Consider the following 25,628-nt stretch of genomic DNA (forward strand, 5'->3'; position numbering starts at 1 on the left):
CCCGCTCCACCAACAGTTGGCCGATCTTGGCGTGCAGTTTCTCGATCTCGGCTTCGCTGGACACCTTGGCCGCCTGATCGCCGCCGTCAAACAGGCTGGCCATGCCGTCCATAGCCTGTCGCTTCCAAGCGCCAATCATCGTATGGTGCACGCCATGCTTGGCGTGCCAATTCCGCCAGCGTCAGATCGCCCCGGATCGCCTCCATCGCGACCTTCGCCTTGAAATCCGCGCTGTAGCGCTTTCTCGTCGTCTTCATTCCAGTCCGTTCCTCAGGTCAGGCTGAGCTTATCATCCTGTCCAGAAAAACGGCACCACCTCAGCTTTAGCGGCAAGTTTGGCGATAGCTGGAAATGGAACGTGGCCGCCGGTTACGGGCGCACCAACAACCATTCGCAGATCGTCAATCACCTTATCTCCGCCAACTGGAAGGCCGCGCAGGATGCTGTGGTGGGGCCGAACAACTCTATCATTTGCCGAATCAATTCGACCAACCCGGCGGATGTGGCCATCACCTCGAACCCCTCTTATGCGGGCTTTGGCGCTAGCGCCGGATGCGTTCCGGTCAATGTGTTCGGGCCAAATTCGATCTCCAGCGCGGCGGCGGCCTATGTGATGGGTACGCAGACCTTTGATTTCCATACCGGGCAAACATTTGCTGACGCCTCGCTGAGCGGCGAGCCATTTTCGACTTGGGCGGGGCCGGTGGCGGTGTCGAGCGGCATTGAGTTCCGCCGTGAATCGCTGGTGGGCAACAGCGATCCGATTTCGAACCGGTCAACCCTGGCCTTTCCTTCGGGCGGGTTCAACTATGGCAACCCCAAGCCCATCAATGGCCATTACAACGTGAAGGAGGGCTATATCGAAGCGGCGGTGCCTTTGCTGGAATCGCATGGCACGGATGCCATCGCCCTGAATGGCGCTGCCCGCTTGACCGATTACAGCACCAGCGGCACCGTCACCACGTGGAAGGTGGGCGGCACCGTCAAGCCGATCGACGGGGTGATGCTCCGCGTGACCCGCTCGCGTGACATTCGCGCGCCCAATATCAACGAATTGTTCCTCTCGACGCAGACTTTTGTTGAGGGCGTGACGGATTATGGCAATGGCAACGCCTCGGTGCAGGCAGTGCGGTTGGTGCAGGGCAATCCCACGCTGAAGCCGGAGCGGGCCGATACTTTTACCGCCGGCGTCACGCTTCAGCCGGCGGTGGTGCCGGGGCTGCGCATTGCAGTTGATTATTACAACATCAAGGTCGGGGGGGTGATCGGTTCGCTGACCGCGCAGCAAATCCTGAACTTCTGCTATGGTCAGGCCGGGTTCAACAAGGATGCCAGCTACTGCAACTTTGTGAACCGTAATGCGGATGGTTCATTGAAGAATGTCGTCGCCACCAATTTCAACCTGCAAAGCCTGAAGACAAGGGGCCTCGATCTGGAGGTTGCCTATAGCCGCTCTCTGGGCAGCGGGCGGATCGGTTTGCGCTTCTTGGGCAATGCCTTGGGTGCCTTGATCATCGATCAGGGCACCGGGCTGGCCAGTGCGGTGGTGAACCGTGCGGGCGAGGTTTCCCAAAACGGCTTTAATCGCGTACCCAATGGCAGTCCCAAGTGGCGCCACACGTTCAACGTCACCTATTCGCGGGGGCCGCTGGATGTATTCGGGCAATGGCGTTACGTGGGGGCGGGCGTTTATGACGTGACCGCGCAATCGACCACGCCAGGGGTGGCGAATTACATTGAAAACAACCGCATCGCCTCGGTGTCCTATTTCGATCTGGCAGTGTCGTACAAGGTGATCGCGACGGGCAGCAAGAAGGTGGAACTGTTCCTGCGCGGCGACAACATTCTGGACAAGGCGCCCCCGATTGTCGTTCAGGGTGGCATCAATCCCATCGCCAACTCGGGCAGCTTCTATGATCTGGTCGGCGCTCGTGTGACGGGCGGTGTCCGCTTCAGTTACTAGACCCATCGCGCCCTTGGCGTGAGCCTGACTATGCCCCGGCCCGCCCACAGGCAGGGCGGGGCTTTTTTGCCAGCCTAGGCGGTGAAGGCCATAAACGCCCGAGCCAGATGTTGGCCCATGGGGATGGCCGAAGTCGCGGCGGGGGAGGGGGGCATTGCATACATGCAGGCAGCGCCGCGATTCCCGGATCAGGAACTCATGGACCAGCGTGCCATCGCGCATCACGGCTCGTGCGCGCACGCCTGGGCGCCGACGTGATCGAATGGCGCGACACATGGGCCGATCAGCCGCGCACGGCCGACAAGGCCAGCGTCATGATGGGCACCCTGCTGGGCTGGGCCCAGGAACGCGCGCACCTGTCCATCAACGTGGCCGCGCGGATCCCGCAACTCCACCAGGTCAACAAGTCCGATCAGATCTGGAGGCGCGCCACTGGGCCGCGATCGAGGCGCACAAGGACAAGGACGGAAATCCGGCGATCAAGCCCCACGTCCTGGCCGTGCTGCACCTGGCGCGCCTCACCGGCCTGCGCCTGGGCGATCTCGTGCGCCTGTCATGGGAACAGGTAGGGCAAAAGGCTATCGTGGTGGAGCGCAAGCGCCAGGGCTGCGCCATCATCCCGATCCTGCCCGATCTGAGCCACCTGCTCGACCAGCTCGCCGCCGACATCAAGCCCGATGACCAGGGCAAGCGCCACAAGACCGGCCCCATCCTGCGCAACAGCCGCGGCCAGGGCTGGATTGAAAGCGGCGTGGAATCCGTCTGGCGAAAGGCCAAACCCAAGGGCTTCGATCGCGTCATCTACGATCTGCGCGGCAGCTACGTCACCTTCCTGGCGCAGCAGCGCCTGACCGACGAAGAAATCGCCCGCATCATCGGATGGACCGCCCAACGCATCGCCGAAATCCGCGCCCGCTACGTGGACGAAGAACGGGTGATCATCAACTTGGTGGAACGCTTAAGCGCCTGATCGCGGCCATAACAAACCACGAAGCCCGCCAGATTTTTTACAGCGCGTTGTAAAAAGGCGCCGGCGCCGCCGAATTTTCAGGGATAAGTGCTTGAAAAATTGGTAGCGGAGGAGGCGCTATAATTTTCGTCTCAGGCAGTTTCAGAGCGTCTCCAACTACTCTGTAAAATCAGTAATTTATCTTGTAACGTGTTCGCGGTCGGTCGCCCTGAATCGCCTGAATTCCCTCTGAAATGTGGGAACGATTGTGGGACCAAATACCCCTGTTTTTGGCGGTATGAATCCCTGACAGGGACTATAACTTGATGGCGCTGACGGTATTGAAGGTAAAGAACGCGAAGCCTGGTCGCCACGTCGATGGGAGGGGCTTGTGCCTGGTCGTGAAGCCCAGCGGCGCGCGCACCTGGGTGTTGCGGATGCAGTTGAAAGGCCATCGCCGCGACTATGGTCTGGGATCGGCGCATGATGTTTCGCTGGGCGATGCCAGAACAGCCGCTGCAGAACTGCGCCGCCGGGTTCGTGACGGCTTCGATCCGGTTGCCGAGCGGCGCAAGGCGCGCAAGGTCATACCGACCTTCGAAGCCGCAACACGCACCTGCCATGAAACCCTGGGCGACGGCTGGAAGGGCGGGCATCATACCCGGTGGTTGTCCGGCTTCGAGCGCCACCTCTTTCCCCGCATCGGCAAGAAACCGGTCGATAAGGTGGACAGCGCTTGCGTCGTCGAGGCGCTCTCTCCGATTTGGCTGGAGATACCGGAAACGGCGCGGCGATTGCTCCAGCGCATCGGCGTAGTGCTGGATTTCGCGCATGTGAAAGGCTGGGTGCCGGAAGAGGTGTCGTTGCGTTCGGTGCGCAAGGGCTTGCCGCGCCAGAACGACAAACGCGGGCACATGGAGGCCATGCCCTATTCCGATGTTCCGGCACTGATGAAGAAGCTTGCGAGCGCCGCCCCGACGACGGGGCGCGACGCCTTGCGCTTCACGATCTACAACGCCGTACGATCCAACGAAACGCGCCTCGCGGTATGGACCGAGTTCGACCTCGAAAATGCGGTCTGGACCATTCCCGCCGAACGGATGAAAGCTGGCGAAACCCATGTCGTGCCCCTTTCGGCGCCCGCTGTCGCACTGCTGCGCAAGCGCTGGAATGAACGGACCAGTGATACTGGCCTCATCTTTTCCAAGGATGGCAAGAAGCCGATCAGCGACATGACCATGACCAAACTGCTCCGCAACGATGGTTTCGCCACCATCACGGTGCATGGCTTTCGCTCGACCTTCACCGACTGGGCCGCTGAATGCACGGACTTTCCCAAGGAAGTCGCTGACAAGGCGTTGGCCCACAAGCTGCCCAACAAGGTCGAAGCCGCCTACCGCCGAACCGACTTCTTTGAAAAGCGCCGGAGCTTGATGAAGCAATGGGCAGATTTTCTGGGTAATCGCGCCCCGGCCGCAGATCGGGCGGCAGGCGAGCCTACTCCGGCTCGCGCTGCCGCATGACCAGTTCGTGCAGACTGGCAGTCATGATGCGAGTCGACTTACCGAGCTTGATGGCCTCAATCTCGCCGGACGCAATCAGTTCGTAGAGCTTGGTGCGACCGACGCCGATCATACGCGTAGCGTCATTGACCTTCACGCAGAGCGGCTCGACGGGGGGCGGCGACTTCACTGCGCGGCCCCCTCATCACGATATGACACCGGATCTTCGATCCAGCGATTAACAGCGGATTCCCGCCAGCCCGCGCCGTGAGCGCTAATCTTCATTTGCGAGGGGAAAGTCCCCTCGGCGATCTTGCGGTACATGGTGGAGCGGGACAAGCCGGTCCTGGCGAGAACTGTCTTCAGGCGGATGATCTTGTCGGTGTTGGACATGGGACTTGCTTCCATTCGTTGGCAGTTACTGGCACCCCCTGACCCAATAATTTCGCCATGAGGCGTCAAGCGCAACAGAATTATCTGCCTCTGGCATATACGTCGCAAGATAGGATAGAATAACTTGCGAAGGGATAAAAACGGATACAGAAGAGTAGAGAAGACGACGGACGCAATCCCTCGGGTACGTTGAGACGGTTTTTCCATATATTTATTTGATCATACGCGTATTTAAGGCTGAAAATCTGCACACAAGATCCGGGTATTTGCACCACACCCAGCGATGCTTGCCCGCGAATCGACCTTCGCCTTACGGTTCGCGCTGGTGCACAATCCAGTTCTGGCTTTTCAGCAAGTGCCCCCGCTAGTCCCGCGGTCATAGCGAGAATCCACCGGTTTGATGATCCGACACCATTCTCTGGATCACCCGGGGTTTGAGTTTCCCGGCGTAATTCGCCACGTAATCACTGGGGTCCTTTCGGCGGCCTCACTGCTTCGCACTTTGGCTATCGGCACCCGATCCGCAGCGCTGCTAGGCAAGGTACATGACCAAACTGATTCGGTGCCGTGGCGCACTGTCAGAGATCGCCAAACACTTCTCCGCGCGCCCGTCTGGTGCGCTCAAGTGGACGCCGACCATCTGGCCGGGCGAAAATGTCCTCGTTGCGATCAACGCTGCGAGCGGACCACAGATCGAACTGGCTCAATGGTCGCTTCCGGCGTCTTGTTTCAACAGCGCTGAACCCGCTGATCGACGAAGCAATCTGTTCGCGCGCGATCTCGTGCCAGGGGCCGGTCGCCTGCTCGACGCCGACGGCCTCGCCCGCTGCCTCCTCATCGTGGAAGACGTCGCCTATCCATCGCGGGACCGGGGCGGAGTTACGCGAACCTGGGTTGGCGCATGGGACGAACCCTATCTCGCCTGGGCCGGGGTCTGCACGGGGTCCGCAGGTCAACTCCACTGCGCGAGCCTTCTCGTTCCTGCCACCGGGCTGGTCACGCAAGCCGCCGGGAACATGCCGTATTTCCTGCCCCGGGCGAGCTGGGCCAGCTGGCTGGCGGGTGAACCCGGGCACGCGATGCCCGCGCGCTTCGAGGAACAGGCCTATTATCTCGAACCGTCAGACGAGGACTGGTCCTCAGGCCGGACACCTGATGACCTCGGCGAGAATGGGCGAGCCCGGGTTTAGCCCCCTGATCTGAAAGGGAGTGGGCCGCCGCGCCAGGGGACACGCGGCGGCCCGCAGGGGCCTGACCGGGGGCCAGGGCAGACCCCCGCTATTCAACGCCCAAAGCTGATCGTGCTGCTGGCATAGTTGCCCACCGCCTGCGCGGTCACGACATTGCCCGCATATGAGGCGCGCGAACCGGTCATAGCGGCGGGCGTGAGCGTCAGAACTGCACCGGAAACGGCGGTCACCGCTGCGGTATTGAGCTGACTGTTGACGATCCCGACCGCTGGGAACGCGTTTGCCGAAGCCAGCATGATGCTGTTGGCGGCCGAGTTGCCATAAGCAGTCGCCGTGGCGACGTTGCCGGTCACGTCCGCAGCGCTCCCCGTGAGATTGCCGGTCGGCATGGTGAGCGAGGCATTGCGAACCAGGGCGGATGCGGACACGGCGCCAGCGTTCAGTTGCGCATTCGAGAGGATCGCTGGCCCCACCCCGCTGTTCAGTGGCCCGGTGGTGACGGATGCAAGGTCAGGCACGCAATCGTAGCCAGTGGCACCGGACAGCGTCATGGCATTGGACGAGCCATTGCCGGTCGCCTGTGCGATCGCCGAGTTGGCCGATATGCCGCTCTGCGAGCCCGAAAGCCGGCCAGTGCTTCCGGCATCGAGACCAGCAGCGGCCCCAACGGCGGCGAAGCTCGACTGGGAATTCGCCAGAGCCACGGAGGCAGCAGGCGCGACTGCACTGACCATGGCCAGCGAGCTCGAGGCCGAGTTGGCGGCGGCCGAGGCCTGTGCGGTGTTTCCGTTCAGCGCCAGAGATGCGCCGTCGAGCGGTCCGTTGGTGCCAAGGGCGCCAATGGACGACGCACCCGATACGCTGCCGGTAGCCGATTGGGTGTTGGCGAGGACATGGTCACCCATGGCCTGGGGCGGCGCCCCGACGCTGTGCTCGACGAACGCCGGCTGATTGCTGAGCGGTCCGATGAGCGCCGCATCGATGGAAAGCGCGTTCGATGCGCTGTTCATGCGCGCGAAGGCGATGCTGCTGTTGCCAGCGATTTCCGCCGAGGAGCTGGTCAGTCCCGCCGGCACTGAAAGGATCATATCCGAGACGGCGGTGATTTGAGCCTGCGCGCTCTGCGTGGAAGCGAGAGCCGAACCCGTCGCCCGCTCGCCCGGAGCGCCAAGCCATGCCGACTTGAGCGCAAGCGCGTTCGACACGGTGTTGCCGGTCGCCGATGCAGTCTGGCCGTTATCACTTACCGCGAACGACGAGCCCGTAATCGACCCACCAGACGTTGCCCCGAATGCGCCATGGACCTCAGCGCCGTTGGCAACCGGCAACTGATAGCCTCCCAGGATTTCCTGCGTGCTGGCGAGCGCGAAGTCGCCGGCGGCGCCGATCCCCTCGACAAGGCTGCCGGCCTGTGCGTTCGAATGGCCACTGGTGCTGACCAGGCGCGCGCCCTCGACGCTGAGCGCGTTCGTCGCACTGTTCTGGTTCGCGCTTGCCGTGAGCTGATTGCCCAGAACGGCGACCGTGCTGTCGTCGATCGCCCCTCTCGTCCAAGCGGTAAAGCCGCTGCGGTTTGTCATCGATCCGATCGTGGCCGAGATGGATCCACGCCCGATCTGCAGATTGTTGAGGTCCGCCGCCGAGCCAACGTTCGAACCCGAGATACCGAGTTCATTCGTTGCGCGACTTCCGCTCGCACTGACGGCGACCGCATTGCGCGAGAGATCGAGCGCCGATCCTGAAAGCGCACTGCCAATGGAAAGGCTGTTCAGCGACTGTTCCTGCGACGCGGCAATCAGGCCCTGATTGATCTGCACGTTCTGAACGCTGAGGGGCGCCGTGACGGTCATGTTACCGTCCTCAGTAACTGCCGCTGTGCCGATCACCGGCGGAATTCCGGGGCCGCCCCCTTCCCCGCCGCTGCTCTGGCCGGACATCAGGGATGCGGCGGTCACGGTCAGCCGGTTGGCATCTGCCTGATTGCCCGTGGCTGCAGCGGTGACCAAGTTTTCGGAGAGCGAGGCCGTCGATCCGGTGAGATCGGATTGGACCACCGAACGCGGCCCCTGTCCGGCCCGCGCGCTCACCGCAACGGCATTCACCAATTGCATGTTGGTGACATTGGCGGTCCCTGCCCCGATGTTGTCCGTCGCGATCGTCGGGGCATTGAGGGAGAGGCTGTTATCGACACGGTTTCCGTAGCTGCCGGCAGCCATCTGGTTCGCGTCATTCACGATCGACGAACCACTCGCAGCGCCGCCGATCTGCACCAAGGCGATTCCGGCATTCTTCGCCGCAACTGTTCCGTCCAGCCGCTGGTTCGAGAGGACGCCGAACTGCGCGTGCACTTCCCCTTCATTCGAACCAGTATCGACCGTCGAAGGCGCACCGCCTGCGCCGACACCCTCCACAGCGACCGCATCCACCGTCAGGGCGTTCGCGGCGTTGCTGCCATGAGCGAGCGCTCGCGTGCTGTTGCCGGAAAGCTCGACGCTCGAACCCGAGAGAGCATTCGCCGAGATGCGAAGGTCACCAAACTGCGCGGCTTTCACCGTCGATGCATCGGTGATCGACTGGTCGTTGACGATCCCGGCGCTGAGGCCGGAGGACAGATTGGTGAGCGAGAGCGCGGACGACGCTTCGTTGCCGGTGCCGCCAGCCTCCAGGGTGTTGGCATCCATATGGACCGAACTGTCCGAGACATTGGTCAAGGCCGCGCCAAGGCGGGACGGCGAACCGGCACCGCCAATCTTGCCGGCGACGGCAGTGCCTTGCGCCTGCTGGCGGGACGCGATGACGATCCCGCTACTGGCACTGGTGCCCGACCATCCGGTCGAGAGTGTGGCTGCCTCCGACCGGAGCGAACCCGTGGCGTCGGGCTCCCAGGTCGCAGCCGCGACATTGGCACGCGCATTTGCGCTCAGCACATTATCGGTAACCTGCAGCGCGCTGCCGTCTGCTGCACCCCGAAGCTCGGCCGTGGAATCGGCAACGGTCGATGTTACCAAGGCATAGGACTGATGCTGGTCGCTCGCGAGGATCGTGTTCCCGCCAGCCTGGACCACAGGCGGGGTGGGCTGCGCGGCGACGGTCGCGGCGGCGCAGATATTCAGAGCCGCCGCTGCGGCACCGAGCAGAAGCTGACGGCGGCGGAAAATCCGGGCGTGGTTTCGAGGTGTCATGGCAGTGGTCCTTTCAGGTGGGGGAACTTGGTCGGGTGAAGTTGCAGGTGACGGGCGAAGCTTCAGCTGATCCGCAACTGGGCCAGGCGCAGCAGCCCCGCGCCAGCGGACGGAAGCGATGTGTCGGCCGGAGCGGGACGCCAGATGATCGAGATCGAGGCGGGATCGATGCCCCGACGCGCGAGCGCGGCAGACAGCGCGGCGAGCCGTCGGTCGGTCAGAGCGGTCCGCTTCGCCGGCTCGATCGTTTCCGTGTCACGCGCCAACAGCGTCACGGAAACCGGTCCACGCGCTGCGTCAGCCGCGATGCGCTCGACAAGTGCCGAAGCTGCGCCGCTCAGCGTGTCGGACCCGACCTCGAAGACGATCTGGACGTCGGCCCCGAGTGGCGCGGCTGCGGATGGCAATCCGTTGAATGGATCGCCGATCGCGGGCGATCTCAAAGCCACCAGCGGCCCAAGGTCCGAAAGCGCTGCCGCTCCGGTCTCACCCCAGCCCGCGTTGGCGAGGCACGGTCCCACGTCGATCCGGGCAACCGCACCGAGGAGCCGGACAGTCGCCTCTTCCAGAGCGGCGCGAATGCCAAGCTGCAGCGGCTCCTGGCCTTTGGCGCCGATGTTGATGTCGAAGAGATCGGAGCCGAAGAAGCGGAAGATGCCAAAGCCCGTCTCGTAGCCGGTAAACTGCTTGGTGAGGCTGACGGTGCGGACCACCAGCAAGGATCGTGTGTCGACGATCCGGAGGTCCACGGCGACCGACTGTGTATAGGTCCGGTGCTTGGGGCCGATCGATCCCACGCCGGTCTGCAGGCCGCCCGATCGGATGTCGTAGTTCAGTTCGGTGATGCCGCCGACGATGTAGTAGTCGGAGGCGGCGATGCTGCCGCCATAGTAAGGCAGCCAGGGCACCGTCTGTTTCCCCGATGGACCAGGGAGATCATGCACCGTACCGTCACCGAGCTGACGCCGATCCGTGTAGCCAAGCTCCCGCTCGGCAATCGTGGGATCGAACCGCTCGGCAATGCGGACGCGGCCTTCGAGCTTGCCGAGCGCTGAGGCGACCATGAGCGCACCGCCCTGGGTGACGGCGTTGCCCTCGCTGACGGAGTATTTGCCGGTGTAATCGCGGACGTCACCCACCGCGATCACCAAGGGCTTGGTGGGTAAGCCTGGAAGCTGTCCAGCTACGCAAGACAGCACGGGGTCCATCGGTGTCCGGTTCTCTCGAACCGCGGGGCCGACAAGGACCTTTGCCTCGCCCGGCGCGAGGGAGAGTCCATGCATGCTGGCGCAACCCCCGAGAGCAGCACTTGCCAGCACCGTCAGAACCGCAGGGCTCTTGCGCGTTGAATTGCGCGCGGCGTCGCGGCGCATCAGTTGAGCGCCCCAAAGGCGCACCCGGTTGAACCGGTGACGGTGGCCGTCTGCACACCGGTATTGGTCTGGGTCGCATTGATGGCCTGATAGGGGCTGCCCTGGATCACGGCTCCGACATCGCCGCTCGCCGAGGCGTTGACTGTTCCGCTGTTTGTCTGGCCGTTCGATGTGGTTCCGCCGCGGCCGTTTTGGGCGTCGTTGGCGTTGCCTTGGGAAGATGAGGTCGGGCCGCCGAGGGTCGGCGAGTTGGCGAGCGCGGTCTGTGCCGATGAATTGCCGAGCGCGGTCACGGTTATGCCGCAGTTGAACTGGCGCTCAATCGTGGTCGTGTAGGCCGGAGCGGCGTAGCCACCAGCCCGTTTGCGTTCGATCGCGTCGAGGACAAGAGTCAGATTGGCAAGGTCGGTCGGCGAACGGAACTGCCATGCGCCGTTCTCACCAAGATTGTTGGCTGCTGCGGGAAGTGGCTGCGCGATCAGGATGGCCGCGATGCCTGCTTGGAAGAATGGCTTGGGCATAAGTTCGTCCCCTCGCCGGGACGAGAGGCGCCCGGCTGTCGAGGACGAGCAAGAGACGCATATTCCCGGCGTGAGCAACAGCCGTTCGCGGCTGTCGCAGACTGGCGTGCAAAGACAGGTTGCAGCGTAGGCAGTGAGTTCGCCCAGCGCGGTGGAAACGCGGCTGGCTCTGATTGCCGTGCCGAATCGGCGGCGCGAGCATCAGTCAAACAGGCGCCTGTCAGCTCCGCAACGCTTCGTAATCCAGCAATTACCGCTTTGGCCAATTGCTCCCTGCCACGCTCAGGTCAGCTGAGCTCGAACGGTTGCTCCAAGGCCAGGCGCTGGAAAGATCGCGCTTGACCGCGACAATCGACCGTCGCTAGTTTAGCTAATGCGAATCACTTGCATTAGCTAAAGGGGGTATTGAAGTGATGGGGGCAGCCTCGGGATACATCTGTTCGAACACAAGTCGTAACGCACGTCGGTCAAGGCCCGCAGTCTTCGCCGGTTTGCAGGCTCGCCCGGCCTGTGCGTCGCTGGCGCTTGCATTCGCGCTGCTAGCCGGCCCCGCCCGCGCGCAGGACAATGATGGGTACTACTGGCTTGAGCGCATGAACCAGATTGTCGTCACCGCCACGCGGGCACCGGTCAGACTGCAGGATCTGCCAGGCCTTGTGACCGTCAAGACCGACGAGCAGATGGCTGACGAAATGGTCTCGGACATCAAGGACCTGGTGCGGTTCGAACCCGGGGTGAGCGTCCGCCGATCCCCTGCCCGCTTTGGCGCGGCGCTTGGCGCAACCGGGCGCGACGGCGCCTCCAGCTTCAACATCCGCGGGCTTGAAGGCAACCGCGTGCTGATCCAGGTCGACGGCGTTCGGGTTCCAGATGGCTTCGAGTTCGGGGCACAATCGGCGGGCCGAGGAAACTATGTCGATCTCGGCCTGATCAAGTCGGTCGAGATCCTGCGCGGCCCGGCGTCGGCGCTGTATGGCAGCGACGGCCTGGCCGGTGCGGTCAGCTTCACCACGACCGATCCCGCCGACCTGCTGCGCGGCGATGCCAAGGTCGGTGGCCGGCTGCGCACCAGCTACGATTCGGCGGACCGGGAATTCAGCGAGACCGCGATATTCGCGGCACGCAGTGGCGAGCTGTCGGGCATGATCGCCTACACCCGCCGGGATGGCCACGAACTCGATAACCAGGGCACGAATGATGCTCCCAATGCAACCCGGACTACGCCAAACCCGCAAGATACACGATCGAACGCCATCCTCGGCAAACTCGCGCTTGAAACTGGCCCCTCAAGCCGCCTGCGCCTGACGGGCGAGTATGAGAAGGGTATCGTCAACACCAATGTGCTGAGCGGCGTGGCGCCAGTCGTTTCGGCCGCGACCAGCGTCCTCGCTCTCAAGGCCCATGACACAACCGAACGCAAGCGCGTGGCCCTCGACTGGCGGCGGGAGGCCGAAGGCGCGATCGACTTCATACAGCTGACTGCGTACTGGCAGGACGGCGAGAACCGCCAGTTCACTGCCGAGGATCGCAATACCGCTGCCGACCGCACCCGGCTCAATGTGTTCCGCAACCGGGTGTTTGGCGGTTCGGCCGAGTTCCGCAGCGACTTTGCGACCGGGCCACTTCTGCACCAGTTGGCCTGGGGCGCGGATGGTTCGATCACCCGGCAGACGGGCTTGCGCGACGGCACCGTGCCGACCGCCCCCGACGTCTTCCCGACGCGCGCTTTCCCCGTCACCGACTTCACACTGGCGGGCGGCTATCTATCCGACCGCATCCAGATCGCGGGCGGCCGCGTACAGCTCTACCCTGCGCTGCGCTTCGATCATTATGCGCTGCGCCCGCAGGCCGACCCGCTGCTGCCCCGCTTTGCCGCCGTCAGGCAAAGTGGCTCGCGCGTGTCGCCCAAGATCGGCGCCGTGGTGAAACTGGCGGAGACTGTGAGTCTCTTTGCCAACTACGCCCATGGCTTCAAGGCGCCCGCGCCTTCCCAAGTGAACCAGTTCTTCGAGAACCCGACCTCGCCCTTTGGCGCCTATCGTACGATCCCCAACCCCGGTCTCAAGCCCGAAACCAGCAAGACGATCGAGGGTGGCCTGCGCTTGTCGAGCACGCATGTGGTAGCAAGCGTCACCGGGTTCAGTGGCCACTACGACAACTTCATCAGCCAGGAAATCGTCAGCGGCACCGGCACGGTCGCTGATCCGATCATCTATCAGTACATCAATCTCGCGCAGGTGAAGATCAAGGGCCTGGAAGGCAAACTCGACCTCTCTGCGGGCAATGGCCTGACCGGCCAGCTTGCCCTGTCCTGGGCGAAGGGCGACAGCATTCGTAGCGGCATCTCCAGTCCGCTGGTGTCGATCGATCCGCTGAAACTGGTCATGGGAGTCGGGTGGCGTGACCGTGCCGAGCGCTTTGGCGGTCAACTGATGCTGACCCACGCGGCGCAAAAGGAAAATGACCGCGCTCCTGCGGGCGCCTACCGGCCCGATGGCTTCACTATCCTCGATGCCACGGCCTTCGTGAAGCCGGCTCGAAACCTGACGCTGCGCGCCGGCATCTTCAACATCCTCGACAAGAAATACGCCTGGTGGAGCGACGTGCGCGGGCTCGCCGCCAGCTCGACCGTGACCGACGCCTATACCCAGCCCGGCCGCAACGCGAGCGTCTCGCTCAGCTACCGTTTCTGATCAAAAGGGAGGACCCCCCAATGAACCGCTTGAAGACGTTCCTGGGCGCCAGCCTGCTTGCCCTTGCCTGCACCGCTGCCCCCGCGCTTGCCCATCCTCCGATCGCCGCCGCACAGGCTGACGCGACATTCGAACAGGACCGCGCCGACATTCTCGCCATGGCGGGCAATTACAAGGTGCGCTTCGACATGCAGGAATCCACCCGTTGGGATGCTGGCTACACCCCCATCGACAAGAAGACCTCCGGCGGTTTCGAATCCGTCCGGGTTATCGAGGATACGGGGCGCAGAATAGTCCTCCAGCACCTCCTTGTCGTCAATGCCGAGGGCAAGGACATGGTCATCAAGCACTGGCGCCAGGACTGGGAATATGAGCCGACGCGCGTGCTGGTCTATGCCGACACCAACACCTGGAAATGGGAAGACGTGCCGGAGAAGATGCGTACCGGCCGCTGGTCGCAGACCGTCTATCAGGTCGATGACAGCCCGCGCTATGGCGGATGGGGTCAGTTCGAGACACAGGGTGGTGTCCGCCGCTGGCGGTCGAACTGGACCTGGCGTCCGCTCGCCCGCCGTGATGCCGTGCGCCACCCGGTCTATGACCGCTACTACGCGATCAACCGACACCAGATCACACCCGATGGCTGGATCCACTGGCAGGACAATACCAAGCTCGGACGGAAAGATGGCAAGCTTGTACCAATCGTCCAGGAATATGTCCTCAACACCTATACGAAGTTCGATGGCTATAACGTGAAGGCCGCCGACGACTACTGGGCCGCAACAAGGGACTATTGGGCCGCCGTGCGCGCCGAATGGGACCGAGTGGCAAAGGAGAAAGGGGGGATCGGCCTGCAGGAGGAGGCGGAGACCGGTACCGTGATCAGCGCTCGGCTCATGGAGCTTGCTGACAATATCCGGACGGGCAAGACGAGCACGGCGAAGGCCACCACGGCCGCGCTAAAGTTGATTGCCGACAATACCCGCACGCTTTGACGGGGCTTCATCATCCCGGTCGGCGCCTTATCCATGTCCTTGCGCTGCGCGAGCGCCGCTGACCTGGTCGGGCATTTCCCCCGGCCAGGTCAGCGGCGCTGAGGTCCAGATCGGGGGCGCCGCAACGCTCCAGGAAACCGAGCCGCACCCCAAGCCGGATGAGGGCTGCTGATGCGGGCAACGCCGGCAGAGTGACGCAACGTTGATCGAGCGCCTGCGGACGGGACTTTGCGCGGAGCGGTCGCGACTGCCGATATCGATATCCGCGCTCCGAGCGGAACCGCGGCGCGTAGCGGGCTCCCGTCCCGATGGGCGCGATCACGCACCAAAAGCGCATGGGCGTCCTACAACCGGGCAGTCGTATGCCGATCGGTCAGCGCTTGCGCGCCCGTTGGCGGTATGTCGTGTTGAGAAGGAAGCTCGCGAGCCGTTGCGCTGGAATGCCCGGAAACGCGAGGTCCCACTCCGCCTCATAGGTCGCCAGCACGCGGTGGGCATCCGTTTGGAATGTGCGGAACAGTTGCAGTCCGAGAAGCAGCCAGGCCAGCACGCCGATCCACACTATCGCCCATGTCTGTGGCTGCGCTGCTGCGACGCAAGCGCGGTCGAGGACGAGGAAGATGATCGGGATACCCGCTTGCGCCGCGATGGCGCCTTGCTGGATCGTATTCAACTGCCCCTGAAAGAATGCGGCAAACCGGTGGTGCTGCTCCCACATGGGCGCTGCGTGTTCAGGCATGAATACCCCTCTCGCTGGCATCGATCGCAATGCATGTCCTGGCCTGGTGCTCAGACGTTGCGGAGCCGGTCCAGCCACCCGTGGCGTGCGAATGGCTCGTCAGAGGCACCTTGACGAGCTGACAGACGACACCCGCGAGGCAGATGCAGGTTCAGCTTCCCCCGGCGCGCCTGAAGCCTCGATCGGTCGCCATGAAGCGCTCGAGCATGGGCGGGATCAGCCGTTCAGGGGGCAATGGCCCGGACAGCCCCGTTTCCCGGGCATGCGCTTCGGCATAAGCGGCGAGGGTTCGGGCAAGCTCGGCCGACAATTCGACCGATACCTTTACCGGCTTGTCTTCCAGGACCGGCCCCAGGCGCAGCTTTCTCATTGGCCGTCCTCCCCATCCAGTGGCTCGAGAACGATGTCGCGGGTGACAAGGACCCGCAGGGCAAAGCCGGGTCGGATCGTCAGCGTTGGCGGCACGGCGATCTCGCGCTGTACGAGTTGGCGGCCGGTCTGGTTGATCGTGTCCTGAAGACCGTAGCGCAGCGCGCGGGTCAGTTCATCGTCGCCTTGCGCAACCAGCTGCGTGCCTGCCCCAAGCATGGTCGAGACGAATGCCGCCTTGAGCATGTTCCCCCAATGATAGTTGGTACGGTCCTGAAGCCCGGCATTGCCGGCCGCATCCGCGCCGGGCTGCCGGTCGAGCAGGATCGAGCGTCCACCTGGCAGGATAAGGCGGTCCCACGCAAAGAGGACGCGGGTCTGGCCGGCGGCGATAGCACTGTCATACTCACCGATGAGTCGGCTCCCCTGCGGGATAAGCAGGAGCCTGCCGGTTGCGCTGTCGTAGACATTCTCGGTGACCTGCGCGGTGATCTGACCCGGAAGATCGGAGCGTATCCCGGTGATAAGTGCAGCGGGAATGACGCTGCCCGCCAGCAGCGTGTGCGACGACGACGCGGCGACGATGCGCTGCACGCTTGCCGTCACCCGGCGGGTGTCCGGCGAGAGAAAGGCACGGCGTGCCGCTTGCTGCTCATCGGCTTCGCGCGCGGTTGAGGCACCGGGCTGCGCGGGCGCTTGTGCGGTATCTGCGGGCGCAGCCAATCGCTGCTCCGAAGCAGCGGTGCTTCCCGATGTGAGGAAGAGCTTGCTCGCGATCGCAGCCTGGCGCGCTTCGGCCTGTCGCCGGGCGGCTTCAGCCGCAGCGGTCTGCGGTGGCGCAGGCGGAGCGCCCATCGGGGGCACCGGAACGGGTGTCCCTTCCTGCTGTGCGGCAAGGATCGGCCGGCCGAGATCGCCTGGCAGGGGCGGTCCGAGCCGGGGGACTTTGTCGTAGCTCGCGGGTGCTCCGGCAAGGACATCCGGTTTTGCGCTCGCCTGCGGCTCGTAAAGGTTGGCAGGGGGCAAGGCGCCGCGTGGCTGCAGTGCATAGAACAGGGCGCCGGCTATCGCGCAGGCGACCACCCCGCCGCCAAGTGCGAGCACCTTGCGCGAAAGACGCATGACCCGCGGCGGCTCGCCGCCAAGGCGGAATGGCGCCGGATCCGCCAGTTGCCCGGAATGCGCCCCCTCCGCCGTCGGCGTCGCAAGGATGCCATCGTCACGCGAGAGATCCTGCTCGCTCATGATGCCCTCCGCGGCTTGGCCTTGTCGCGCTCGATCCGCACCCGCTGCTCGGCCCTACGCGAGGCGATGCGCAGCTCTGCTGCACCAAAGAGGCGATCGACGACCATGTAGCGGCCGGACACGCGGTAGTTCACGAGCTCGGCAGCGCCGTCATCGCCGATCACGAACAGGGGTGGCATGGCCGTCGTACTCACGGCTTCGGGAAACTCGATCATGACCTGACGGCCATCGTCGAAGACGCGAAGGGGGCGCCAGTCCGGACGGTCGCCGGTGATGCGATAGCGGAAATTCAGGCCATCGAGTTGAAGTCCCGTGGCAGCCGGCGCCGTGCGCGCGCGTTCCGCATCGGCCCGACGCAGCGCGATGAGCGCATCCTGCGGATAGGTCCAGGAGACCGACGCCATGTAGGTCGATGGCGTCGCCTTGAGCTCGAGATGGTAGGTTCGCCGGTCGGTGTTGATGATGAGGTTGGTCGCGATATCGCCGCGGGTCGGCTTCACCAGAATATGGACCCGTTTGGCGGCACCTGCGCCGCTCACCGTGTCGCCGATGATCCAGCGCGCGGTATCCCCGGCCGCTACCGGCCCCAAGCCCACCAGTTCCTCGCCCTCCTGGAGCGCAATGTCGGTGATCTGGCCGGGGGCGGAATAGACCTGGTAGAGCGCGCCGTCAGCATAGGCATATTGCTGGATCGCGTTGAAGTAGCCGCCCTTGCTCGGCTGAATGCGAGCGGCGGCGTTGGCCGCGCCGACCTGGCGCTGCGGGTCGGAAAGATCGGTTTTCCGTGCGCCCCTGGCGCGCAGGCTCGACCGCTCGCGGGACGTTGGTGCGGGCTTTGCCGTGCGAATGCCAGGCCTGGCTTGGGCTTGCGGGACTTTGCCGGCTGCGGGGGAAGGAACCGCCTGCGCCAGTCCTCCAGTGGTCAAGATGGACGAGCCCAGTAAGGCTGCGGCGGTGAGCGGCCAGAGGCCAAAGGGTAACTTGGTCATTGGCTAAGCTCCTTCGACCAGTTGAGCGCGTTGACGTAGATCCCGAGCGGATTCTTCCGCAGGGCATCGGGCGTTCTGGGGGTCTGGGTCAGGATGGTGGCGATTGCCGACCAGCGCGATGTTTCAGCCAGTGCGCCATCCACGTAGCGCCGCTCGGTCCATGCGATCCGGAAGCTGTCGGGCGAAGCGCGGATGACGCTCGAGACATCGACCGCGACCTGTGCTTTGCCCACTTGCGCGAAAGGGTCATTGGCGCGGGCATAGTCGCTGAGCGCGACGGCACCGCGCTCGCTCGCGAAATCATAGGCGCGCAGCCAGTTCTGGCGCAGGATCACCGGGTCGGCCGGGATGCTGCGCACCTCCTCGATGAAGCGCGCGAGATGGAAGGCGACCTGCGGGTCGGTCGGCCGATAGTTCGCGTCGGCGGGCGCCACCGCTTCGGCGGCGCCGAACTTGTCGACCTGGACCACCCAGGGAACGACCGTTCCGCGTGCCGATTGCCAGACGAGGCCGGCGCAAAGCAGCGTCGACAGCGAGAGGCTCCCGAAGAAGGCGAGCCTCCAGTTTCTGGCCTGGACGCGTGCCGAACCGATGCGGTCATCCCAGACCTGCGCGGCACGCTGATAGGGGGTTTCCGGGCGCGGGGTGTCGCCATAGCGGACCGATGGGCGTCGAAACATCGCGCGGTTACTCCTTTTCGCTGAGATCGGGGCCGGCACCGCCGCCATGGCTGTCGCCGCCCTTGAGCGTGTGACTGGTCAGGGTTGCCCCCTGCCCCAGCGCCTGGCGCCGCTTCATCGCGCCAACCCATGCGGGCGGCTGCTCGGCGCCTCCCCCGGGAGAAGCCTCCGCCGGATCGGCTTCCTTGCCTTTGGCGAACTCGCTCTTGAGGGCGTCGGCCGCGCGGCGAAGCGGTGAGGTCGCCGGAGAAGCGGCGGCCTGGGCGACATTGGCGAGCCCAGCGGCCACGGCACCGGCGCCGGTCTTGCCGGCAGCTCCTGCCGAATAGGCCTCGCTGGCGCTGCCCAGTCCCCGTGCCATGCCGGACGCGGCGGAGCTCGCCGCACCGATTGCCGCGCCGCCCGCCATGCGAGCGGCGGCAGCGCCGCCTGCGAGCGTGGCGCCGGCCGCCACTGCCGCGCCGGCTGCGGCACCAGCACCAAGCTGGGGTCCCCCCGAGACGATGCCATTGGCGATGCCGGGACCGAATATGCCGAGCCCGAGCATCGTCAATGCGGCAAGCGCGATCGCCATGACCTGTTCGACCGTCGGATCCTGCCCGAGGCCTGAAGCGGTGAACTGACTGAACAGCGTCGTCCCGATGCCGGTAATGACGGCGAGCACCAGCACCTTGATGCCAGAGGAAATGATGTGCCCGAGCACGCGCTCGGCCATGAAGGCAGTGCGCCCGAAGAAGGCGAAGGGGAGAAGGACAAAGCCTGCGAGCGTCACGAGCTTGAACTCGATGATCGTGACGAAGACCTGGATCGCGAGCACGAAGAAGGCGAGCACGACGATCAGCCAGGCAATGAGGAGGATCGCGATCTGGACGAAGTTCGTAAACAGGCCGACCGGCCCCAGGAGATCGGCGGTGGCATCGAGCAACGGTGCGCCGGCATCGAGCCCGGTTCCCGCAACCGCGCCTGGACGCATGAAGTCGCCGATCGCCATTCCGCTGCCCGAGGCCTTGAGGCCAAGGCCCGCGAAGCTCTCGAACAGCACGGACGCGAGATGGCTGAAGTTGCCGATGATGAAGGCGAACGTGCCGATGTAGAGTGTCTTGCGCACGAGGCGCTGGATCACGTCCTCGTCGGCGCCCCAGGCCCAGAACAGGGCGGCGAGCGTCACATCGATGCCAATGAGGGTCGAGGAGAGAAAGCCGACCTCGCCCCCAAGCAGGCCGAAGCCGGATTCGATGTAGCGGGTGAAGACGCCCAGGAAGGTGTCGATGACGCTGGTGTCGTTCATGGCTTGGATGGCCGCGTGAAGAAGTGGCGGCGGCGGTCCGCCCAATAGGCATCGCAGACGGGATCCGCGGCCGTCGCGGTGCGGCACGACGAGGGTGCAAGGTCTGGCCGGGAGGGATCGGGACGCGCTGGTGCGTGCGCCAAAGGCCCAGCGGGCGCGCGCAGCGCAGCAAGGCCCAGACCCAGGACAAGCGCCAGACAGGCCGCCACGCCCAACAGGCGCAATCCTTTTCTTCCCGGCCGCATCTCAGTTATGCCCCCGGAACCGGGCGAAGCGTGCGCGCCCTTCCGCCTCCGCCGCGGCGTTGCGCGCCGCTTCCAGGGTTTGAGCCCGGCCCTGCGCTGCAAGGGTGGCGGTGAGGTCGGCCAGTTGCTGGCTCTGGAGAGCGAGAAGCTGGTTTCCGGCCTGGGCTGCCTGGAGCGCGCCGCTCGCGCTCTGGCTGGCGGTGACCAGGGCCGAAAGCGAGGACCTGGCACCGTCGATGTTGCCGACGACACCCGCCTGCACTTTCAGGGCATCCTCGAAGGCGGCGACGCTGTCCTGCCAGCGGGCATTGGCGTTGGCCACCATGTCGCGCGCCGGACCGGTGAGCGCTGTTCCGGAATAGCGGGAGCCGAAGGCGCTTTCGATATCCTTGACGCTGTAAGCGATCCGCTGCGCCTGGCCGATGAGCTGACGGGTCTGCTGGACTTGCGCTTCCAGTGTCGAGAGCGTCGAGACCGGCAGGCTCGCGAGGTTTTTGGCCTCGTTGATCAGGCTCTGCGCCTGGTTCTGGATTTGCTGGATCTGGTTGTTGATCTGCTGGAGCGACCGGGCAGCCGTCAGGACATTCTGCGCGTAGTTCGTGGGGTCATAGACAATGCCGCCAAAGCCGAACTGGGCATGGGCCGGACTTGTCGTCACCAGCGCCATCGCCAGGCTGGCGGCGGCCAGGGACCAGCGGGCGAAACGCGGACAGGGCATGGGCATGATCAGACCTCCGTGGGGATGGTGGGAAGGAGCTCGGCAGCCCAGCCAAGGCTGCGCTGCGCGAGCCAGGCAGCGGCGAAATGCGCGCGTCCATGCTCGGCGACGATCTGCGTGATCCTGGCCTGGTCGGCTTTGGAAGAGGCGGCGGTGAACGCCAGGGCGACCTCGCCCAGACCCAGTTCGAACAGCCGGTTGCCTCGACGAGACTGGCAGTAATAGTCACGCTTGGGGACAGCCCGGCTGAGGATTTCGATCTGCCGTGCGTTGAGACCGAACCGCTCGTAGACGGCCTGGATCTGCGGCTCGGCCGCACGCTCGTTCGGCAGGAAAATGCGGGTCGGGCAACTTTCGATGATCGCCGGGGCGATCGAGGATCGCTCGATGTCGGCGAGGCTCTGGGTTGCGAAGACGACACTCGCGTTCTTCTTGCGCAACGTCTTCAGCCATTCCCTGAGCTGCCCGGCGAACGCGGGATGGTCGAGTACCAGCCATCCCTCGTCGATGATGATCAGCGTCGGACGACCGTCGAGACGTCCCTCGATCCGGTGAAAGAGATAGGAAAGCACCGCCGCTGCTGCGCCGGCGCCGATCAGGCCCTCGATTTCGAAAGCCTGGATGCTTGCGCTACCCAGGTGTTCGTCTTCCGCATCGAGCAACCGCCCCCAGGCGCCACCCACGCAATACGGGGCGAGCGCTTGCTTGAGGGTCTGCGACTGGAGCAGGACGGCAAGCCCGGTGAGGGTTCGCTCCGCGGGCGGCGCGGATGCGAGCGAAGACAGCGCAGACCAGAGATGGTCCTTCGCGGCGGGATCAAGGGCGACCACTTCGCCGGCGAGGATTGCAGCCAGCCACTCGGCGGCCCAGGCGCGCTCGGCCGGGTCGTCGATTTTGCGCAGCGGCTGCAGGGCGACCCCGGCTTGATCGGCATGAAGCGCGCCGCCGAGGTCCTGCCAGTCCCCGCCCATCGCCAGCGTGGCCGCGCGGATCGATCCGCCAAAGTCGAACGCGAAGATCTGGTTGCCGCGATAGCGCCGGAACTGCAGCGCCATCAGCGCGAGCAGGACGGACTTTCCCGCGCCGGTTGGCCCGACCACGAGGCTGTGGCCGACATCGCCGACGTGGAGTGCGAAGCGAAAGGGCGTCGAGCCCTCGGTCTTGGCGAGGAAGAGCGGCGCGTCCCGGAAATGGGCATCGTCGGGCGGTCCCGCCCAGACCGCAGACAGTGGCAGCATGTGGGCCAGGTTGAGGGTCGAGACCGGGGGCTGGCGGACATTGGCATAGACGTGCCCCGGCAGACTGCCGAACCATGCCTCAAGCGCGTTCATGCGCTCGCTCGTGCACGTGAAATCGCGGCCCTGAATGATCTTCTCGACCTGGCGCAGCCGGTCTGCGGCAAGGCCGGGATCGCGGTCCCAGACAGTGACGGTCGTGGTGACGTAGCAAAGCCCGGCATGGTCGGCGCCGAGTTCCTGGAGCGCGAGGTCGGCATCGGCGGCCTTGTTGGCCGCGTCGCTGTCCAGGAGGACAGAGGCCTCGTTGGTCATGACCTCCTTGACGATGGCGGCGACCGATTTGCGCTTGGCGAACCATTGGCGGCGGATGCGGGAGAGGACCCGCGTGGCGTCGGTCTTGTCGAGCATGATGGCCCGGCAACACCAGCGATAGGCGAAAGCCTGACGGTTGAGCTCGTCCAGCAATCCCGGAAAGGTGGCGGTTGGAAAGCCGTTGATCGTGAGGGTGCGCAGATGGTGTTCGCCAAGACGCGGCTCGAGGCCACCGGTCAGGCTTTCGTCGGGCAGGATCGCATCCAGATAGGCCGGAGTTTCTGGGACGCGGACACGATGCCGCCGGGTCGAGATGCAGGCATGGAGATAGGTCAGCGTCTCGCTGTCATCGAGCCAGGCTGCCTCGGGCATCAACCCCTCGATCAGGGCCAGCAGGCGATTGGTGCGGTCGATGAAGCTGCGCAGCAGCTCAACCGCCCCGGTCTGTTGCTCGGCCTTGCCTTCGAATAGCCAGCTCTCGGCGCGCGTGGCGGATTGCGCGGGCGGCAGCCACACCAGGGTCAGGAAATAGCCGCTCTCGAAATGGGCGCCCGCTTCGCGAAACTGTTCGGCGCGCTCACGGTCGACGAGGGCTGAGACCGGGTCGGGGAAGCTGGAGCCGGGATAGGCGAGCGCGGGAACACGTTGCGCTTCGACGAAGATTGCCCAGCCCGAGCCCAGGCGGCGCAGGACATTGTTCAGCCGTGCAGTCACCGCGACAAGTTCGGCGGGGGTGGCGCTGTCGAGATCGGGCCCACGGAAACGCAGGGTTCGCTGGAATGCGCCGTCCTTGTTCAGGACCACGCCGGGTGCAACGAGGGCGGCCCACGGCAGGAAGTCCGGCAAGGCGACGGCGCGCGAGCGGTATTCGCGAAGCGACATCATGGCCGCATCCAGACCGGGTAGCGCAGGTGACGGCGGGCGACTTCGAGGAACTGGGGATCGCGGCGCGCCGCCCAGACCGAGAGGCCGTGGCCGATCGCCCAGAGCGCGAGACCTGCGAGCCAGAGGCGCAGGCCAAGCCCGATCGCGCCGGCCAGCGTGCCATTGACGATGGCCATCGCGCGGGGCGCCCCGCCGAGCAGGATGGGCTCGCTCAGCGAGCGGTGCACCGGCGCATGGAAGCCTGAAACATCGCTGCCGGACATCAGATCAGCGCCCCGCCGCCGAAGGAGAAGAAGGAGAGGAAGAAGCTCGATGCGGCAAAGGCGATCGACAGTCCGAAGACGATCTGGATCAGGCGCCGGAAGCCGCCCGAGGTGTCACCGAAAGCCAGACCCAGGCCTGTGGCGATGATGATGATTACCGCGACGATCTTGGCGACCGGCCCTTCGATCGACTGGAGGATCGACTGGAGCGGCGCTTCCCATGGCATGGATGAGCCCGAGGCATAGGCGGGCGCATTCGCTGCGAATGCAACAGCGAGAACGAGGGGCGAGAGAAACACGGGACGCGCGCGCCGGGCGCGCCGGGATGGTACAATCATGGCAGAACTCCACAGGCGGGAAGCAGGCGGTAGTCGGCGGTGCGGGGATCGAGGCCGTCCACGCGCGCGAGTTCGACGAGCCGGCGCGTGCCGGCATCGCGGACCAAGACCGCGATCACGTCGATGGTTTCGGCGATGGCGGTGCGCGGCACGGTGACCACCGCTTCCTGGATGAGTTGCTCGAGGCGGCGCAGCGCACCCAGCGCCGTGCCGGCATGGATCGTGCCGATGCCTCCGGGATGGCCGGTTCCCCAGGCTTTCAGGAGGTCGAGCGCTTCGGGTCCACGGACTTCGCCGATGGGAATGCGATCGGGCCGCAGGCGCAGGGAAGAGCGCACCAGGTCGGTCAGGGAGGCCACCCCGTCTTTCGTGCGCAGGGATACGAGGTTGGGCGCGGCGCACTGCAGTTCGCGCGTGTCTTCGATGAGCACGATACGGTCGTCGGTCCCGGCAACTTGCGCAAGGAGGGCATTGACGAGCGTCGTCTTGCCGGTCCCGGTGCCGCCGGCGACGAGGATATTGCGCCGTTCGGCAACCGCGCGCTCGAGGAATGCCGCCTGCTCCCGGCTCATGATCGCGGCATCGACATAGTCGGCGAGGCTGAAGACAGCGATCGCGGGCTTGCGGATGGCAAAGGTCGGTGCCGCCACGACCGGCGGCAGCAGGCCCTCGAACCGCTCACCGCCTTCCGGCAGTTCCGCGGAAATCCGCGGTGCCCGGGAATGGGCCTCGGCACCGACATGATGCGCGACGAGACGGATAATGCGCTCGCCGTCGGCCGGGGCCAGGCGGACGCCGGACTCCGTGATGCCCTCCCCCAGGCGGTCGACCCAGAGCCGGCCATCGGGATTGAGCATGATCTCGATGACCGCCGGGTCCGCAAGCCAATCGGCGATGGCGCCGCCCAGCGCGGTGCGCAGCATGCGCGCGCCGCGGGCGCTGGCTTCGGATTGTGCAGACTGCGGGTTCATTCGCCCTTCCCGAGGCACCGCAAGAAAAGCTCGCGGCACGCTGGGGACGATTAAGAGACGCAGAAATCGCTACGCTTCAACAGGCGTGTACGAGCATCGTAGGCAGGCGCAGAACGACAGGCAGTAGCGTAGGCGCACGCTGTGCCACCAGCACGAAGACGGCTCCTCGCGCCCAGCGCTGCATCGGCCCGCGATTGACAAAGTAATGAAATTTCCTTACATACCTCGCATTGTACCCGCACGGGAGCCGACGATGGGCACGCTTCTCAAGGAAGATTGCAGGATCACTTCGAAAGGCCAGACGACGGTTCCTAAGGCCGTGCGCCAGGCCTTGGGCGTCGACTACGGCGGACGTATCACCTTCTATGTTGATGATGCGCGGCGGGTCTATGTCGAGAAGGCGGCAGAGGAGGCCAGCGACCCGGTCATCTACGGGTTTCTGCAGTTTCTCGCCCGCGATATGGCAAGCAACCCTGGGACATCCATCGTGCCGCTACCCGTGTCGCTGCGCGATCGGATGGCTGCGCTCGTCGAGGGAGTGGATGTCTCGCTCGATGCCGAGATTGATGGCGACGTTGCCCTCTAGC

At 64.8% G+C, this 25,628-nt stretch carries 23 protein-coding genes and 1 pseudogene; 7 read left to right on the top strand and 17 right to left on the bottom strand.

The window, feature by feature from the left end; genetic code table 11:
• Positions 1-257 (bottom strand): annotated as a pseudogene (locus IE191_RS13645) (transposase); the annotation flags it as partial.
• Between the two features lie 23 nt (positions 258-280).
• Between IE191_RS13645 and IE191_RS13650 the strand changes: the two are divergent.
• From IE191_RS13650 to IE191_RS13660, 3 genes are all read left to right on the top strand, one after another.
• Positions 281-1,963, top strand: coding sequence for a TonB-dependent receptor domain-containing protein (locus IE191_RS13650; RefSeq protein WP_191325044.1), 1,683 nt, complete (start codon positions 281-283; stop codon positions 1,961-1,963).
• Positions 1,964-2,171: 208 nt separating this feature from the next.
• The gene (locus IE191_RS13655; RefSeq protein ID WP_191324932.1) at positions 2,172-2,933 is read left to right on the top strand and encodes a site-specific integrase; all 762 of its coding nucleotides are present in this window, start codon (positions 2,172-2,174) and stop codon (positions 2,931-2,933) included.
• A gap of 305 nt (positions 2,934-3,238) precedes the next feature.
• A complete protein-coding gene (locus IE191_RS13660; RefSeq protein ID WP_191324933.1) occupies positions 3,239-4,435 on the top strand; it encodes a tyrosine-type recombinase/integrase in 1,197 nt (398 codons plus the stop codon).
• Here IE191_RS13660 and IE191_RS13665 read toward each other — a convergent pair.
• Together IE191_RS13665 and IE191_RS13670 are read right to left on the bottom strand one after the other, a co-directional pair.
• Complete coding sequence (locus tag IE191_RS13665) at positions 4,410-4,604, bottom strand: helix-turn-helix domain-containing protein (RefSeq protein ID WP_191324934.1); 195 nt, start codon at positions 4,602-4,604, stop codon at positions 4,410-4,412. The genes IE191_RS13660 and IE191_RS13665 overlap by 26 nt on opposite strands.
• On the bottom strand, positions 4,601-4,807 hold the full coding sequence (locus tag IE191_RS13670) for a helix-turn-helix transcriptional regulator (RefSeq protein WP_191324935.1): 207 nt from the start codon (positions 4,805-4,807) through the stop codon (positions 4,601-4,603). Before IE191_RS13670 ends, IE191_RS13665 begins: the two co-directional genes overlap by 4 nt.
• 545 nt (positions 4,808-5,352) lie before the next feature.
• Here IE191_RS13670 and IE191_RS13675 point away from each other — a divergent pair.
• A complete protein-coding gene (locus tag IE191_RS13675; RefSeq protein WP_191324936.1) occupies positions 5,353-5,997 on the top strand; it encodes an SOS response-associated peptidase family protein in 645 nt (214 codons plus the stop codon).
• Positions 5,998-6,089: 92 nt separating this feature from the next.
• Here IE191_RS13675 and IE191_RS13680 read toward each other — a convergent pair whose 3' ends face one another.
• The 3 genes from IE191_RS13680 to IE191_RS13690 all read right to left on the bottom strand — a co-directional run bounded on the left by IE191_RS13680 (position 6,090) and on the right by IE191_RS13690 (position 11,073).
• Entirely contained in the window at positions 6,090-9,179 is a 3,090-nt protein-coding gene (locus tag IE191_RS13680; RefSeq protein WP_191324938.1) for a beta strand repeat-containing protein, read from the bottom strand.
• A 62-nt stretch (positions 9,180-9,241) separates the two neighbouring features.
• Entirely contained in the window at positions 9,242-10,552 is a 1,311-nt protein-coding gene (locus IE191_RS13685) for a CsgG/HfaB family protein (protein WP_191324939.1), read from the bottom strand.
• Positions 10,552-11,073 carry a hypothetical protein gene (locus tag IE191_RS13690; protein WP_191324941.1) on the bottom strand — a complete coding sequence of 174 codons (522 nt, stop codon included), beginning with the start codon at positions 11,071-11,073 and terminating at the stop codon, positions 10,552-10,554. Before IE191_RS13690 ends, IE191_RS13685 begins: the two co-directional genes overlap by 1 nt.
• Before the next feature lie 593 nt (positions 11,074-11,666).
• Here IE191_RS13690 and IE191_RS13695 point away from each other — a divergent pair.
• Complete coding sequence (locus IE191_RS13695) at positions 11,667-13,766, top strand: TonB-dependent hemoglobin/transferrin/lactoferrin family receptor (protein ID WP_229815372.1); 2,100 nt, start codon at positions 11,667-11,669, stop codon at positions 13,764-13,766.
• A gap of 20 nt (positions 13,767-13,786) precedes the next feature.
• Entirely contained in the window at positions 13,787-14,761 is a 975-nt protein-coding gene (locus tag IE191_RS13700) for a DUF6607 family protein (protein WP_191324943.1), read from the top strand.
• A gap of 373 nt (positions 14,762-15,134) precedes the next feature.
• On the opposite strand, the gene IE191_RS13705 is transcribed toward IE191_RS13700, so the two are convergent.
• The 11 genes from IE191_RS13705 to trbB form a co-directional block, all read right to left on the bottom strand.
• Positions 15,135-15,500, bottom strand: a complete 366-nt coding sequence (locus tag IE191_RS13705) for a hypothetical protein (RefSeq protein ID WP_191324944.1) — start codon at positions 15,498-15,500, stop codon at positions 15,135-15,137.
• Between the two features lie 151 nt (positions 15,501-15,651).
• Positions 15,652-15,870: a DUF2274 domain-containing protein gene (locus IE191_RS13710; protein WP_191324945.1), complete on the bottom strand. Its 219-nt coding sequence runs from the start codon at positions 15,868-15,870 to the stop codon at positions 15,652-15,654.
• Complete coding sequence (locus IE191_RS13715) at positions 15,867-17,114, bottom strand: TraB/TrbI/VirB10 family type IV secretion system protein (RefSeq protein WP_191324946.1); 1,248 nt, start codon at positions 17,112-17,114, stop codon at positions 15,867-15,869. The genes IE191_RS13710 and IE191_RS13715 overlap by 4 nt, the downstream gene beginning before the upstream one ends.
• Positions 17,111-18,103 carry a P-type conjugative transfer protein TrbG gene (gene trbG / locus IE191_RS13720; protein ID WP_191324947.1) on the bottom strand — a complete coding sequence of 331 codons (993 nt, stop codon included), beginning with the start codon at positions 18,101-18,103 and terminating at the stop codon, positions 17,111-17,113. The genes IE191_RS13715 and trbG overlap by 4 nt, the downstream gene beginning before the upstream one ends.
• A complete protein-coding gene (trbF, locus tag IE191_RS13725) occupies positions 18,100-18,783 on the bottom strand; it encodes a conjugal transfer protein TrbF (protein WP_191324948.1) in 684 nt (227 codons plus the stop codon). The genes trbG and trbF overlap by 4 nt, the downstream gene beginning before the upstream one ends.
• 7 nt (positions 18,784-18,790) lie before the next feature.
• On the bottom strand, positions 18,791-20,071 hold the full coding sequence (gene trbL / locus IE191_RS13730) for a P-type conjugative transfer protein TrbL (RefSeq protein ID WP_191324949.1): 1,281 nt from the start codon (positions 20,069-20,071) through the stop codon (positions 18,791-18,793).
• A 246-nt stretch (positions 20,072-20,317) separates the two neighbouring features.
• Positions 20,318-20,983, bottom strand: coding sequence for a P-type conjugative transfer protein TrbJ (gene trbJ, locus IE191_RS13735; RefSeq protein WP_229815374.1), 666 nt, complete (start codon positions 20,981-20,983; stop codon positions 20,318-20,320).
• A 59-nt stretch (positions 20,984-21,042) separates the two neighbouring features.
• A complete protein-coding gene (gene trbE, locus IE191_RS13740) occupies positions 21,043-23,469 on the bottom strand; it encodes a conjugal transfer protein TrbE (protein ID WP_191324951.1) in 2,427 nt (808 codons plus the stop codon).
• Complete coding sequence (locus tag IE191_RS13745; protein ID WP_191324952.1) at positions 23,466-23,732, bottom strand: VirB3 family type IV secretion system protein; 267 nt, start codon at positions 23,730-23,732, stop codon at positions 23,466-23,468. Before IE191_RS13745 ends, trbE begins: the two co-directional genes overlap by 4 nt.
• Positions 23,732-24,070, bottom strand: coding sequence for a TrbC/VirB2 family type IV secretion system protein (locus IE191_RS13750; RefSeq protein WP_191324953.1), 339 nt, complete (start codon positions 24,068-24,070; stop codon positions 23,732-23,734). Before IE191_RS13750 ends, IE191_RS13745 begins: the two co-directional genes overlap by 1 nt.
• Positions 24,067-25,041 (bottom strand): P-type conjugative transfer ATPase TrbB, encoded by a 975-nt coding sequence (trbB, locus tag IE191_RS13755; RefSeq protein WP_191324954.1) that lies wholly within the window; start codon positions 25,039-25,041, stop codon positions 24,067-24,069. Before trbB ends, IE191_RS13750 begins: the two co-directional genes overlap by 4 nt.
• 253 nt (positions 25,042-25,294) lie before the next feature.
• On the opposite strand from trbB, the gene IE191_RS13760 reads away from it, so the two are divergent.
• Complete coding sequence (locus IE191_RS13760) at positions 25,295-25,627, top strand: type II toxin-antitoxin system PrlF family antitoxin (protein ID WP_191324955.1); 333 nt, start codon at positions 25,295-25,297, stop codon at positions 25,625-25,627.
• Position 25,628 lies beyond the last annotated feature (1 nt).

This window comes from Novosphingobium pokkalii, from assembly GCF_014652855.1.
Classification (GTDB): Bacteria; Pseudomonadota; Alphaproteobacteria; order Sphingomonadales; family Sphingomonadaceae; genus Novosphingobium; species Novosphingobium pokkalii.